The organism is Burkholderia sp. Bp9016, from assembly GCF_003857765.1.
Classification (GTDB): Bacteria; Pseudomonadota; Gammaproteobacteria; order Burkholderiales; family Burkholderiaceae; genus Burkholderia.
Genome location: NZ_QTPY01000003.1, coordinates 377,107 through 391,368, shown reverse-complemented (window position 1 = coordinate 391,368; position 14,262 = coordinate 377,107). Strand labels below are relative to the sequence as shown.

Genomic DNA, 14,262 nt, shown 5'->3' with positions numbered 1-14,262 from the left:
TGACGATGAACGCCGCGTTCTGCGGGGTGAGCAGGTGGTCGTTCGCGGGGTCGCGAATCGGTTCGCTTGCCATGGTTGCCTCCAGAGTCAGTGCAGGAAGAGAGAGGAATCCCGAGGGTCCAGATTGGCGCCGCCGCGATGTCGCAAACGTCCGGCTGCGATTGCGCGGCGCGCGAGTGCGGCAGGCCTGGTGAATCGATTCGATGCGCGATGCGTCCGTCCGGAATATGTCCGGGCCGCCGCGATCCAATCGACTCACGTTGAGTAAGGATGCTATGCGCGCAACAACCGGCTTTCCAGTCCCGTAAAATGCCGTCAGTGTTCTATGAGTGGAACAATCATGGATGACCTGAACGACCTCTACTATTTCGTGAAGGTGGTCGAGCACGGCGGGTTCACGCAGGCGGGGCGGGCGCTGGACGTCCCGAAATCGACGTTGAGCCGGCGCATCGCCGCGCTGGAGGCGCAATACGACGTGCGGCTGCTGCAGCGGACGACGCGTCACTTCACGGTCACGGAAACCGGCCGCGAATTCTACGAACGCTGTCTTGCGGTGCTCGTCGAAGCCGATGCGGCGCGCGAGGTAATCGAGCGTCAGCACGCGGAGCCGCGCGGCATCGTGCGCGTGAGTTGCCCGACCGCGCTGCTCGAATATCGCGTCAGCGAGCTCATCGCGCGTTTCATGGCGATTCATCCGCAGGTGCACGTGTATCTCGAAGCGACCAACCGTCGCGTCGACCTGCTGAGCGAAGGCTTCGACCTCGCGCTGCGCGTGCGCTTTCCGCCGCTGGAGGACAGCGATCTCGTGATGCGCATTCTCGGCGACAGCCCGCAGCGGCTGGTGGCCGCGCCGCAATGGCTGGCCAGGCGCGGGGCGCCGCCGACGGATCCGGCCGGGCTGGCTGGCGAGCCGAGCCTCGACTGGGGTCCGGCGCGGCATCACGTGTGGCAACTGGTCGGGCCGAACGGCGAGCATGCGCAACTGCGCCACCATCCGCGCTATATCTCCGACGACATGCATGCGCTGCGCGACGCGGCGATTCATGGCGTCGGCATCGTGCAGCTGCCTTGCATGGCGATCGACGACGATCTGCGCGACGGCACGCTGATCGACGTGCTGCCGGGATGGGCGCCGAAGGGCGGCGTGATTCACGCGGTGTTTCCGTCGCGGCGGGGGTTGCTGCCGCGCGTGCGGTTGCTGATCGACTTCCTCGCCCAACATATCCGCAAGGATTGACGGCGGCGGCGCGGGCCGCCGCTTTCACCGCCGCCCGCCGGCCCGCTCGGCGGTGCTTGCGGATCGTCGCGCACGCCTTTGTTCCGCAGCCTGGACAATTCCCTGGGCATCCGCGCGCTGTCGTGGTAGAGCAGCATCGTGTGGTTGAACAGCGTGGCGGCGCGTCGGTGGCGGCCGCGATCGACGCGCTGACGGCGGCGATGCGCGCGCAACCCGGCGACACCGAATGATGCGGTGCGGCACAACCATCGGACGAATCGGGGTTTGGCGCGTGCGGCCGCGACCGCGTGTAAGCCCTGATGCGAGCGGATGCGCCGGCGCGCACGGATTGGTGTTAAATGTACGTTGGCGCATCAGCGGCACGCGCGATCGGGGGCGCACCGGGAGTCGGCGTAAACCCGGAGCGGCACACGGCACGAAGGATTTCTAACGAATCGGGCGCAACAGACCCGGTCGGACTGACGGCAGGATTCATCTTGAATACCGAACCGCAAAGTTCTCGCTACAGCCTGGGGCTCGCCGCCGAAGTCCTTGCGTCCGAGCAGAGCGTGCTGAGACTGATCACACGCAATACCCCGCTGCCGGAACTGCTCGTCGAGGTCTGCCGGCGCGCCGAGGCGTTGCTCGGCGACGGCGCGTCCTGCACGATCCTGTTGCTCGACCCGGACGGCATGCACGTGCGGGTGGGCGCCGCGCCGTCCTTGCCTGCCCAGTACGGCATCGCGATCGACGGCGCGACGATCGGCCCCGCCGCGGGCTCGTGCGGCACGGCGATGTACGAGCGCCGGATCGTCGCCGTCGAAGACATCGAAACCGATCCGCTATGGGCCGACTACCGCTCGTTCGCGTTGCCGCTCGGGTTGCGCGCGTGCTGGTCGGTGCCGTTCGAGGACGAAGCCGGCAGCGTGCTCGGCGCGTTCGCCGTCTATTACCGCACGCCGCGCCGGCCCAGCGACGAGGAAACCGACCTGCTGCGCGACATCGGCAACAGCGTCGGCCTCGCCGTGCATCAGGACCGGATCGCGCGGCAGCTCGCACTGAGCGAGGAACATCACCGTCTGGTCGTCAACAGCCTGAGCGAAGGCATTCTCGTCGTGTCGCGCAACGGCGTGGTGGTCGCGAGCAATCCGAGCGCGAACCGGATGATGCGCACGACGGGCGACCTCGTCGGCCGGCGGCTGTCGACGGTGATCCTGTACAAGCTGCACGAGGACGGCACGCCGATTCCGCCCGACGACTGGCCGAGCCGGCGCGTGTTGGCGACGGGCGCGCCGCTGCTCGACTACACGGTCGGCTTCGGGCTCGCGGACGGCGACGTCATCTGGGTGCGGGGCAACGCGGTGCCGATCGTGAAGCCGGGCGAGACGCAGCCCGAATCGGTGCTCGTGTCGTTCCATGACATCGGCCCCGTGCGCGAAGCGCAGCAGCAGTTGCGCTACATGGCGACGCGCGATGCGCTGACGGGCCTGTACAACCGGCGCTGGCTGTCCGACCGGATGCGCGAATTGTTCGGCATGCGCGACGCCGCGGCCGGGCCCGCGCGGGTCGCGATCCTGTTCATCGATCTGGTCGGCTTCAAGAAGGTCAACGACACGGCCGGCCACGATGCAGGCGACGCGCTGCTGCGCAGCGTCGCCGCGCGGCTCGCGGCCTGCGCGGGCGGCCGGTATTCGCTCACGCGCGTCGGCGGCGACGAGTTCGTGATCCTGGTCGACGACTGCGGCGATCCCGACGGGCTTGCCGTGCTTGCGCGCGAGGTGATCGATACGATCGCGAAGCCGTTCGCGATCGCGAACAACGAATACTGGCTCGGTGTGTCGATCGGGATCAGCGTCGCGCCGCGCGACGGCGACGATGCCGTCACGTTGATGCGCAACGCCGATTCGGCGATGTACGACGCGAAGCAGCGCGGCCGCAACCATTTCACGTTCTTCACCGCGCAGCTGAACCTGCGCCTGCAGCGCCGCTTCGCGATCGAGCAGTCGCTGCGGCGCGCGCTCGCATCGGACCTGCTGCGGCTCGCATACCAGCCGGTCGTCGACGCGCGCAGCGGCCGCACGGTCGGCGCCGAAGCGCTGCTGCGCTGGACGAGCCCGGAACTCGGGCCGATGTCGCCGGCGGAATTCATCCCGGTCGCGGAAGATACCGGGCTCATCGTCGCGATCGGCCAGTGGGTGCTCGAAACCGCATGCCGGCAGGCCGCCGAATGGCGCCGCACGATCGCGCCGGACCTGATGCTGGCGGTCAACCTGTCGCCGCGGCAGTTCCACGAAGGGCTCGTCGAATCGGTCGACCGCTGCCTCGCGCAGACGCAACTCGACCCGGGCGCGCTCGAGCTCGAGATTACCGAAGGCGTGTTGATGAACGACACGGACACCGTGCTGCCGATGCTCGAGGCGCTCACCGACATGAACGTGCGGATCTCGGTCGACGACTTCGGCACCGGCTATTCGTCGCTCGCGTACCTGAAGCGTTTTCCGCTGCACAACCTGAAGGTCGACCGCTCGTTCGTGTCGGGCGTGCCCGATCATCGCGATTCCGTCGCGATCACGCAGGCGGTGGTCGCGATGGCGCATTCGCTCGGGATGAAGGTCACCGCGGAAGGCGTGGAGACCGAAGCGCAGTCGTGGTTCCTGCAGCAGATCGGCTGCGACATGCAGCAGGGCTACCTGTTCAGCCGGCCGCTCGACCCGCTCGACTACGCGCGCTGGCTCGCGGCCGCGTAGGCCGCACGGGCCGCGCCGGCGTTCAGACGAAGCCGCCGGTGCCCGGCGCGAAGGGGGGCGCCGGCCCATCGACCGCGACACGGTTCTTGCCGTCGTGTTTCGCGCGATACAGCGCGCGATCGGCCGCTTCGATCAGCGAGGTCGTCGGCACGTCGGGTGCAGGCACGACGGTCGCGCCGCCGATGCTGATCGTCACGTAGCGGCCCGTCGACGAATGCGCGTGCTCGAGCCGCAGCGCCTCGACCGCGAGGCGGATCTTCTCGCCGAGCAGCCGTGCGGCGCCCGGCGACGTCGACGGCATCACGACCGCGAACTCCTCGCCGCCGAAGCGCGCGGCCAGATCGCCGGACTGCCCGAGACAGCGCTCGATGGTGGCCGCGACCTGCTTGAGCACGCTGTCGCCCGATACGTGTCCGTACGTGTCGTTGTACAGCTTGAAGTTGTCGACGTCGATCATCAGCAGCGACAGCTCGCCGCGCTCCTGCGCCACGCGTCGCCATTCGGCGGCCAGGTATTCGTCGAGGTAGCGCCGGTTCGACAGTCCGGTCAGCCCGTCCGAATGCGTGAGGCGCCGCAGTTCGAGATTGGCTTCGAGCAGTTGCTGCTGCGATTGCCGCAGCGCGCGATAGGCCTCGTCGCGTTGCAGCAGGTTCATGTACGAGCGCGAGTGGTAGCGGATCCGCGCGACGAGCTCGATGCGATCGGGCAGCTTCACGAGGTAGTCGTTCGCGCCGGCCGCGAACGCCGCGCTCTTGATCACCGGCTCTTCCTGTGTCGACAGCACGATGATCGGCACGTCGCGCGTCGCCGGATTCGCGCGGTACGCCTTCACGAGGCTCAGCCCGTCGATGCCCGGCATCACGAGATCCTGCAGGATCACGGTCGGCCGTGTCTCGATCGCGGTGGCCATCGCTTCGTCCGAGCGCGGGCAATAGTGGAAGTCGATGCTCTCGTCGTCGACGAGCGCGCGTCGAACGGCTTCCGCGACGATCGTCTGGTCGTCGACGAGCAGGACCATCGCCGGGACGTCGGCGGCCGGCGTATGTCGTGCGGGCGCGGCGTCGGCCGCCGCATGCGGGTCACCCGGCGGGCGGGTCAGGTCGCGGGTCATGATCGGGGCCGCGTAGCGCCGCGGCTGCGAGGAAGAGGGCGGGGCGTCATCGGTTCAGATCCGCGCGAGTGCGGTCAGCTCGCCCGCGATACGTTCGAGCGGCAGGATCGCGCGCGCCGCGCCCAGTGTGGCGGCCGCCTTCGGCATGCCGTATACGGCGCTCGTCGCCTCGTCCTGCGCGATCGTGTGATAGCCCTTCATCCGCAGCGCCTTCAAGCCGATCGCGCCGTCGCGTCCCATGCCCGTCAGCAGCACGCCGATCACGCGGCCCGGCCAGTGTTCGGTCAGGCTGTTGAAGAACACGTCGACCGACGGCCGGTACGGCGTGGCGGCCGGCTCGCGCGTGTATTCGAGCGTGCCGGCGCGGGTGATGCGCAGATGATCGTCGGTGGCGGCGAGCAGCGCGACGCCCGGCTGCGGGCGGTCGCCTTCGCGCGCGACTCGCACCGCCAGCTGCGTCTGGCCGTCGAGCCATTGCGCCATCCCTTCGGCGAAGGCGCGATCGACGTGCTGCACGATCACGATCGGCGCGCGGAAGTCGGCCGGCAGGCTGCCGAGGATCGATGCGAGCGCGCCGGGCCCGCCGGCGGATGCGCCGATCGCGATCAGCGGGCCGCCGTTCGCGTGTGAGGTCGTGCCGGCCGCGCGCACACCGCCGGGCGCATCGAGCAGGCGGCCGATCTGCTCGATCTTCGCGAGCAGCAGCCGGGTGGAGTCGCCGGCTTCGCCTTCGCCGAGGCGCGGCGTGTCCACCGCGTCGAGCGCGCCGGCGCCCATCGCCTCGAACACGCGCCACGCGTTCGCGCCGATGCAGTTCGTCACGATCAGGATCGCGCACGGGCGCCCGGAGCGCATGATCCGCCGCGTTGCCTCGATCCCGTCGCACCTCGGCATGATCAGGTCCATCAGCACGATGTCGGGCGGCTGCACGGCGCACAGTTCGACGGCCTGCGCGCCGTCGGTCGCGACCCACAGCACACGGTGCTCCGGACGTCGCGCGATCGCACGGCGCATCGCCTCGACGGCAAGCGGGAGGTCGTTGACGATGCCGATGTTCACAAGCGGGATACTCCGGTCGGTTCGTAGTGTTGGAGGTGGGCCGGGTTCATGGAAGGCGGTGCCGGTCCGGCACCGGTAAGCATCGGCGGACGGACGGCACGGAATTCTTTTCGGTTGGCGACGCCCGAATGCTGTCATGCGCCGCGAGCGGCGGCAATCGAAAAAATTGCACATTGCGTCGATTCCGACCCTTTCCTCTATGGTCGGGCGGCATTTTTTGCCGCCCGTGCGGCCGGACAGCCGCGCATGCGCCATGCGGCGGTGCGGAAAACGGGCTCCCGGAGCCGGTATGGTAGCGTGACGGCTTCGTGTCGCGAGGCGATCGGCCGATCGTCATCGCGATCGCTGATTCCATGTATTTGCCGCTACGCATTTTCCATGACAGGCGAGAGCGGCCGGCAACACTAAACGGTTTCAGTTTCATTTCGATGCACGGAGCGTCACGGCGGATGAAAATCGCACACGGAACACGACGGGTAACGTGCAACGGCTCATGCAACCGCGCGGCAGGGCGGGCGCGATGACCGCACCCGACACCGTGGTCGTCAGCCGCGACCCGTACGCGCCGGTCGTGATCGAGCGGGACGGCCGGCTGGTGTACCGGATCCATATCGAGAGCGGGCATGCGTCCTTCCATCGCGAGTTTCCTGTCGATTCGGACGCGGTGCGCGTGCTGCGCGACGATGCCGAACGCTACTACTTCCTGTTCGCCGCGCTTCACCATCCGTACCAGCTGCGCGCGACGAACCTGTCCGACACCGAGTGCGAACGTTACTTCGGCACGATCCTGTTTGCGGATCGCGACGCGGTCGAAGCCTTCATGACGGAGTGCGATCGCGCCGCTAACGGCGCGGTGGCGAACCTGCTGAGGATCTTCACGCAGGCCGACTACCGGCAACTGCGCGCAGGCCGGTGGTTCGGCCAGGGCGCCGGCACGCCGGCCGCCTAGCAGCGAACCGCTGCGCGCCGCCGGCACGGCCGCGGCGTCAATGGCTGCGCGCGTACCCCTGGATCAGCGCGCGCATCATCCCTTCGACGGTCGCATCGAGCAAATCGGATTCCTGCTCGGACTCCTCGACGAGCGCGGCGTACGCGGTGGCAAGTGTCACGCGGTCGACTTCATGGCGCTGCTCCATCAGCGTGACCATGCCGTCCTTCGCCAGATGCGCGGAGAAGGCGCGGCTGCCGATGGTCTGGAATACGTCAATCATGGCGGCTCTCCCGTACGTTGCCGATGCCTTCCAGTTTAGTCGGCGCACCCGCGCTTCGCCACGCGCGGCGGCGCGGGAGTCTCGACGAAACGGCGGCGCGGCCGACGTCCGCCGCCCGCGCCCGGATTGTTCCGACGAAACCGTTATCCGGCATGCGGCGCGTGCAACGTCGCGTCAGGTTCAACGTTTACCCGAAACATCAAATTGTCGAATTTTTATCGATAAAGTCTCGTGTTAGATTTTGCGGCCTGAACCTGGTCGAAACCGGGCAGGCGGCGCCCGTCACGGCGCCGCGCATTCGACGCAAGGAGGGACAATGCTGGTGCTGATTGGGGTGCCGATCGTCGTGATCGGTTTCGCGCTGCGCTTCAACGCGCTGCCGGTGATCGCGCTGCTCGAGCGCAACGGGCTCAAGGAGCAGGCGAAGCGGATGATCTCGCGCGTGCATGCGGCGACCACCGGCCGCCGTGCTGCTGGCCGTCAACACGCTGCTGATGTATGCCTTCGTATTCCGCTTCTGACGAGATGCCAATGACCGACCGACTGACCCCCGAACTCGCCTCGAAATTCGCGTCGCTCGCGCTCGCGCACCTGACCCGCGAATATCCGAACAAGCTCACGCATGCGCTCGAATGCCCGCACGACGTGCAGGGGCCGCGCGCGCTACATCCGATCTTCTACGGCAGCTACGACTGGCATTCGTGCGTGCACGGCTACTGGCTCGTGCTGCGCGTGCTCGAACGCTATCCGGCGCTGCCGGAGGCCGAGCGGATCATCGCCATCGTCGACGCGCATTTCACCGACGCGAACGTCGCCGGCGAACGCGCGTATCTCGCGCTGCCGCACAACAGCGGCTTCGAGCGGCCTTACGGCTGGGCGTGGCTGCTGGCGCTGTCCGCGCAACTGGAGCGGCTCGTGCTCAAGGGTGTGGTGCCGCAGGCCGCGCGCTGGGCGAAGACGATGGCGCCGCTCACCGACCTGTTCGTCGCGCGCTTCGAAACCTTCCTGCCGAAGGCGACGTATCCGCTGCGCGTCGGCACGCACTTCAACACTGCGTTCGCGCTGGCGCTCACGCTCGACTTCGCGCGCGAGACGCAGCGCGACGGGCTCGCGGCGCTGATCGTCGATACGGCGAAACGCTGGCACTTGAACGACGCCGCGTGCCAGGCGTGGGAGCCGTCGGGCGACGAGTTCCTGTCGCCCGCGCTGATGGAGGCGGAACTGATGCGGCGCGTGCTGCCGGCCGGCGAATTCGACGGCTGGTTCGCGCGCTTCCTGCCGGATCTCGCACGCGGCGAGCCGGCGACGCTGTTCGTGCCGGCGACGGTCAGCGACCGCAGCGACGGCAAGATCGCGCATCTGGACGGATTGAATCTGAGCCGCGCGTGGTGCCAGCGCTCGCTCGCCGGTGCATTGCCGGAAGGCGATGCGCGGCGCGCGAAGCTGCTCGATGCGGCCGACCGGCATCTGGCGAGCGCGCTCGCGCACGTGGCCGGCGACTACATGGGCGAGCACTGGCTCGCGACGTTCGCGTTGCTGGCGGTGGAGGCATGACGCGCCAAACCTGAGCGAAAAACCCGCGCGAAACCCGGATGAAGCCGTTGCCGGCGGCATGGTTATCGGGGCGCGGCTATACTCGGCGCTCGGGCCGTCGCGCGCATCATGCGTTGCGCGTAGCGGCCATCCGCCAGTTCGCCGCCTCGCCATGGACAAGTTGATTGCCTACGTCGCCGCGATCCACGGGCTTGCCGGCCCGGTGTCGATCGTGTCGCATGTCACGTCGCACGACCGCTGGACCGACGACGACGTCGAGGTCACGCGCGACGAAACCGAATACCGCTTCGACAACGGCGCGATCGTGCGTCGCTCGGTCGAGCAGGACCGCGCACCGTCCGACCTGCTGTGCGCCGAATGCTGGATCGACTACGACGTGATCCGCCATCCCGATGCGCAGCCGATCAGCCCGGCGCGGCTCACGTTCGACAACGCGTGCCGCGAGACCTTCTGGCTGCGTTACCACCTCGCGTGAACCCGGCCACGCATGCCCGGGGCGGCAACGCCGTCGGGCGTCGCACGACGGTTACTGATAGAAGTTGAGCGTGACCATCGCCGAGCGGCCCGGCGCCCACGTCGCATAGATCGGATACGCGCTCGCGTAATATTTCTTGTCGAACAGGTTCTGTACGTTCAGCTGAACGTCCATCGTCTTGTTCACGCGCCACGTCGCGGCCGCGTCGAAGCGCGCGTAGCCGGGCGTCCATTTCTTCGTCGTCGCCGACACCGATGCGTAGGTCTGGCTCATTACCGTCGCGCCCGCGCCGAGCGTGAGCTTCGGCATCACGTCGTAGCTCGTCCACAGCGTGAAGTTGTGCTTCGGCACCATCACCATCGGCAGGCCCGATGCGCCGGGGCTGCCGGGGCCCGCGTCGGTCGTGATCGCGTTCAGGTACGAGTAGCCGCCGAACACGTGCCACTTCGGCGTCAGGTTGCCCGCGAAACCGAGCTCGACGCCGCGCACGCGCTGCTTGCCCGCGTTGACGGTGTGACCGAGACCGTCGCTGACGCGCGCATTGGTCTTTTCGGTCTGGAACAGCGCCGACGTCAGCGACAGCTGATCCTGCAGCACGTCCCATTTCGCGCCGATCTCGATGTTGCGCGAGCGCTCGGGCGCGAGGTCCTGGTTCGTCGCGGTGATCTGGTCGGTGCCGCCGCCGAGGCCCGAGTTCGAGCCCGGCGGGTTCGACGACGTGCCGTACGACGCGTACAGGCTCACGTTGGTCACCGGCTTGAACACCAGGCCGAACTGGTAGCTGAACAGGTTCGACGTGTTCGACAGGTCGGCGACGCCGGCCTGCTTGCCGGTCGTGTCGTAGCGGTCGAAGCGCAGCCCCGTGTTGAACTGCCAGCGCTCCGACAATTTGACCGTGTCGAAGATGTACGCGGACACGGTATCGGTGCGCGTGTTTGTCGTCGGGCCGGGGAAGCTCTTGTCGCCGTTCAGCACGATGCTGCCGGTCCACGGCATGTTCGGGTTCCAGCCGCCGGCGAGCGGCGTGCAGTTGCCGGCCACCGTGCACGGGCCGCCCGAGCGGATGTTGTCGCCGGCCGAATCCGACACGAGATAGCCCTCGTAGCGCGCCTGCTCGTGGCTGAACTCGACACCGGCCGTCATCGTGTGCTTCATCCCGAACAGGTTCGCGCTGCCGGTCACTTCGGTCTGGTTCGCGAAACCGTTGAGCGCGTACTTGCCGCTCTTCGCCTGCAGGCCGAGCATCGCCGGGTTCGACGCGAGGATCTGCGGGTTCGTCGCGACGTAATCGAGCGTCGAGCGCCCGAACGTCGTCGTGTTCTTCAGCTTCCAGTCGTCGTTGATCTTGTGCTCGATGCGCACTTCGCCGGTGTCGGTCTGTCCGTAGCGATAGTCGCGCGTGTTCAGCCCGAAGAACTGCCCGCGGCTCGTCGGTACCGGCGTGCCGCCCGACGCGCGGAACGGCACGCTGAAGTCCGGCATGTCGTACGCGTTCATGTGGTAGTAGCTGACCGTGACCGTGGTCGGCGTATTGAGCCCGAACACGATCGACGGCGCGACGCCCCAGCGCTTGTTGTAGACGTCGTTGCGGCCGGCCTGGTTCGCGTCGTGACCCATCACGTTCAGCCGCACGGCCGTCGTGTCGTTGATCTTGTGGTTCGCGTCGACGGTCGCGCGCTTGTAGCCGTCGGTGCCGAAGCCGATGCTGCTGTTGATGAAGTTGTCGTTCTGCGGCGTCTTCGTGACGATGTCGATGCTGCCGCCCACCGACCCGCGGCCCGCGTACACGGAGTCGGGGCCCTTGATCACGCTGATCTGCTCGACCGCGAACGTCTCGCGGTTCTGCAGCCCCGAGTCGCGCATCCCGTCGACGAAGATCGCGTTGCGCGATTCGAAGCCGCGAATCACCGGACGATCGGCCGACGGGTTCGCGGCCGCGTCGCCGCCGAGAAACGTGATGCCCGGCACCGAGCGCAGCGCATCCGCGAACGACGTGATGTTCTTTTCCCTGATCAGTTGCTCGGGGATCACCGTGACCGAGCGCGGCGTGTCGAGCAGCGGGGCGGTGAACTTGTACGACGGCGAGCGCTTCACCTGCAGGTCCGACGGCGCGGACGACTGCACCGTGATCGTCGGCAGCGTCGTCGACGTATCGGCGGCGCGCGACGTATCGGCGGCGCGCGACGGATCGGTAGCGGGAGCGGTTTCGGCGGAAGCGAGCAGCGGCGTCAGGAAAACGGAGCAGGTCAGCGCCGACACGAGGGCACGGGGCCTCGTCTTGAACTGGGCGGGCATATCGGGAGGGCAGCGGAAGTATCGGTGAATCGGATGCGTCTTCGCGATACCGGACCGGGCCCGTAATACCGGAAAACGTCAATGTAAATGCGTATGATTCGCGTTAGCGATCGCAATTCTACGAATTATTACGAATCATGTAAACGATCGAATGGTTTTTGTACTAAATCGGTCAGGCTTTCGTGATCTTGGGCGCTGCTTTGCATCCGGTGCAACACCGCTTTCCATCGACCGGCCGGCGCGTCGCGCCGGCGAGTCGATACACTGCCGTACCGGTTGCGCGGGCCCCGGCGAACAGGCCCGGACGAAGGAGACAGGACAGATGGACACCCAACGCGCAGCGGTCGTGACGTACCGCGGCAATGCGATCGAAAACACCCACGTCGCCGATATGGCGGTGGTGGATGCCCGCGGCAGTCTGCTGTTCCGGTTCGGCGATCCGTTCCGGACGACGCTCGCGCGTTCGGCGGCGAAGCCGGCGCAGGCGCTGTCGGTGATCGAGACGGGCGCGCCGGAGCGGTTCGGTTTCGACGATGCGGACATCGCGTTGATGTGCGCGTCGCACAGCAGCGAGGAGCAGCACATCGCGCGCACGCGGGCGATGCTGGCGAAGGTCGACGCGCAGGAGTCGGATTTGCGGTGCGGCGGCCATGCGCCGTTGTCCGATGCGGTGTACCGGTCGTGGATCAAGCGCGATTACACGCCGACCGGCGTGTGCAGCAACTGTTCGGGCAAGCACGTCGGGATGCTGGCCGGCGCGCGCGCGATCGGTGCGGCGATCGCCGACTACCATCTGCCGGACCATCCGATGCAGGTGCGCGTGAAGCACGTGGTGGCCGATGCGTGCGGGCTGCGCGACGATGAAGTCGACTGGGCGATCGACGGATGCAACCTGCCGACGCCGGCTTTCTCGCTCGATCGGCTCGCGCGTCTTTACGCGTCGCTGGCCGACGGTGCGGATACGGTGGAAGCGGGCGGCGATGCGGCGACCGACCGCGTGCGCGCGCTGGCGCGCATCCATCATGCGATGACCGCGCATCCTGAACTGGTCGCCGGAGAAGGGCGCTTCTGCACGGTGCTGATGGGTGCATTCGACGGGCAGGTGGTCGGCAAGCTCGGTGCGGACGGCTGCTACGGGATCGGCGTGCGCGCGTCGGAACGCACGCGGCAGCTTGGTGCGCACGGCGCGCTCGGCATCTCGGTGAAGATCGGCGACGGCAACATCGACGTGCTGTACATGGTCGTGAGCGAACTGCTCGAACGGCTGCAGATCGGCACGGCGGCGCAGCGCGCGCGGCTGGCCGCGTTCCATCGCCCGCGCATGCTCAATACACAGGGCGTCGAGATCGGGCACGCAACGTTCCCGTTCGAATTGCAGGCGGCCTGAATGGCGTGAGCGTGCCGATGCACGGCCGCGGCTCGTCGCGAGCGCGGTGTGCGTCGGCTTGCGAGTGCCGGCCGATGCTGCCGCGCATGCGAGCGCCGCAGCCGCGGCCGCGGCGCGCTACGCGCGAGCGTCGCGAATCTTCATCAGCTGTGCGTCCGACAGCGCGCCGATGTCCGCGAGCTGTTCCGCGAGAAAGTCCTTCAGCACGCGCAACTTCGCCGAGCTGCGCCGGTTCGCCAGATACGCGATGTAGATGTACTCGCCGGTCAGCCTGTTCTGCAGCCGATAGCGCGGCAGCACCGGTTCGAGCCGGCCGCTCGCGAGCAGGTCGCGCACTAGCCAGATCTCGAACTCGGCGATGCCGAGCCCCGCGCAGGTTGCCTCGAGCAGCAGCTCCGAATGGTCGGTGACGAGGTTGCCGCCCGGCAGCACGCTGTGCCGGGCATCGTCGCTCGTCAGTTCCCAGCGCGGATCGCCTTCGGGATGCACGTAGCGCAGGCAGTTGTGACGCGTCAGGTCGTCCGGCGTCGCCGGCCGCCCGCAGCGCTCGAGGTAGCCGGGCGTCGCGCACAGGATGCTGTCGTTGCGCGACAGCCGATGCACGACCAGGTTGTCGAGATAGTTCTCGCCCTCGTGGATGTCGAGATCGAAACCGCCGGCGACGAGATCGTTGTGGTTGTCGGTGAGCCGCACGTCGAGCTGGATCGTCGGGTAACGCGCGAGAAACGGCGCGATGAGCGGCGCGAGATGACGGCGGCCAAACGCGACCGGCGCGGTGAGCTTGAGCGGCCCGCTCGGGTGCGCATTGAGCTCGGCGACGACGCGCAGCGTATCGTCGAGATCCGCGATCAGCGTGACCGCGCGTTCGAGGTAGATGTGGCCGGCTTCGGTCAGCGTCACGCTGTGCGTCGAGCGATGCAGGAGCGCGACGCCCAGCGCTTCCTCGATCGCGGTGATCTTGCGTGCGACGGTGGACGTCGACACGTGCATCTCTTTCGCGACCGCGGAAAAACTTCCCATGTCGACGACGCGCACGAAGGTGCGCATGGCGCCGAGATGGTCGACGCCGGTGTCTCTCGCGGCTATTTTCATTCGTTTCTCGCTGTTGCGTCCCACGCAAAACCGCTTTCGATAATACAGAAGCGAGCTTCTTTATGCAAAGGCATAGAATGCGATCCCGTCGTATCGGGACGCGGCGGGCACAGTG

The 14,262-nt window shown here is 67.5% G+C and carries 11 protein-coding genes and 2 pseudogenes; 7 read left to right on the top strand and 6 right to left on the bottom strand.

Features of this window, described 5'->3' with window-relative positions:
- A pseudogene (locus DIE13_RS33310) lies at nucleotides 1–250 on the bottom strand (hypothetical protein); the annotation flags it as partial.
- A 90-nt stretch (nucleotides 251–340) separates the two neighbouring features.
- Here DIE13_RS33310 and DIE13_RS06080 point away from each other — a divergent pair.
- On the top strand, nucleotides 341–1,237 hold the full coding sequence (locus tag DIE13_RS06080) for a LysR substrate-binding domain-containing protein (protein ID WP_124826293.1): 897 nt from the start codon (nucleotides 341–343) through the stop codon (nucleotides 1,235–1,237).
- A gap of 476 nt (nucleotides 1,238–1,713) precedes the next feature.
- On the top strand, nucleotides 1,714–3,963 hold the full coding sequence (locus DIE13_RS06075; protein WP_124826292.1) for a bifunctional diguanylate cyclase/phosphodiesterase: 2,250 nt from the start codon (nucleotides 1,714–1,716) through the stop codon (nucleotides 3,961–3,963).
- A gap of 22 nt (nucleotides 3,964–3,985) precedes the next feature.
- Here DIE13_RS06075 and DIE13_RS06070 read toward each other — a convergent pair whose 3' ends face one another.
- Nucleotides 3,986–5,074 carry a diguanylate cyclase domain-containing protein gene (locus DIE13_RS06070; protein ID WP_124826291.1) on the bottom strand — a complete coding sequence of 363 codons (1,089 nt, stop codon included), beginning with the start codon at nucleotides 5,072–5,074 and terminating at the stop codon, nucleotides 3,986–3,988.
- Nucleotides 5,075–5,128: 54 nt separating this feature from the next.
- On the bottom strand, nucleotides 5,129–6,133 hold the full coding sequence (locus tag DIE13_RS06065; RefSeq protein ID WP_124826290.1) for a chemotaxis response regulator protein-glutamate methylesterase: 1,005 nt from the start codon (nucleotides 6,131–6,133) through the stop codon (nucleotides 5,129–5,131).
- 520 nt (nucleotides 6,134–6,653) lie between these two features.
- Here DIE13_RS06065 and DIE13_RS06060 point away from each other — a divergent pair.
- Nucleotides 6,654–7,082 carry a hypothetical protein gene (locus DIE13_RS06060; RefSeq protein ID WP_124826289.1) on the top strand — a complete coding sequence of 143 codons (429 nt, stop codon included), beginning with the start codon at nucleotides 6,654–6,656 and terminating at the stop codon, nucleotides 7,080–7,082.
- 37 nt (nucleotides 7,083–7,119) lie between these two features.
- Here the strand turns inward: DIE13_RS06060 and DIE13_RS06055 are convergent, their stop codons facing one another.
- Complete coding sequence (locus DIE13_RS06055) at nucleotides 7,120–7,344, bottom strand: hypothetical protein (RefSeq protein ID WP_124826288.1); 225 nt, start codon at nucleotides 7,342–7,344, stop codon at nucleotides 7,120–7,122.
- Nucleotides 7,345–7,660: 316 nt separating this feature from the next.
- Between DIE13_RS06055 and DIE13_RS06050 the strand changes: the two are divergent.
- The 3 genes and pseudogenes from DIE13_RS06050 to DIE13_RS06040 all read left to right on the top strand — a co-directional run.
- A pseudogene (locus tag DIE13_RS06050) lies at nucleotides 7,661–7,810 on the top strand (5-oxoproline transporter, DUF969 family subunit); the annotation flags it as partial.
- A 65-nt stretch (nucleotides 7,811–7,875) separates the two neighbouring features.
- Nucleotides 7,876–8,898 (top strand): DUF2891 domain-containing protein, encoded by a 1,023-nt coding sequence (locus DIE13_RS06045; RefSeq protein ID WP_124826287.1) that lies wholly within the window; start codon nucleotides 7,876–7,878, stop codon nucleotides 8,896–8,898.
- Nucleotides 8,899–9,049: 151 nt separating this feature from the next.
- Entirely contained in the window at nucleotides 9,050–9,373 is a 324-nt protein-coding gene (locus DIE13_RS06040; RefSeq protein ID WP_124826286.1) for a hypothetical protein, read from the top strand.
- A gap of 51 nt (nucleotides 9,374–9,424) precedes the next feature.
- Here the strand turns inward: DIE13_RS06040 and DIE13_RS06035 are convergent, their stop codons facing one another.
- Complete coding sequence (locus DIE13_RS06035) at nucleotides 9,425–11,668, bottom strand: TonB-dependent receptor (protein WP_124826285.1); 2,244 nt, start codon at nucleotides 11,666–11,668, stop codon at nucleotides 9,425–9,427.
- A 322-nt stretch (nucleotides 11,669–11,990) separates the two neighbouring features.
- Between DIE13_RS06035 and DIE13_RS06030 the strand changes: the two genes are divergently transcribed.
- A complete protein-coding gene (locus DIE13_RS06030; protein WP_124826284.1) occupies nucleotides 11,991–13,055 on the top strand; it encodes an asparaginase in 1,065 nt (354 codons plus the stop codon).
- Between the two features lie 117 nt (nucleotides 13,056–13,172).
- Here DIE13_RS06030 and DIE13_RS06025 read toward each other — a convergent pair whose 3' ends face one another.
- Nucleotides 13,173–14,147 carry a LysR family transcriptional regulator gene (locus DIE13_RS06025; protein ID WP_124826283.1) on the bottom strand — a complete coding sequence of 325 codons (975 nt, stop codon included), beginning with the start codon at nucleotides 14,145–14,147 and terminating at the stop codon, nucleotides 13,173–13,175.
- Between the last annotated feature and the right edge of the window lie 115 nt (nucleotides 14,148–14,262).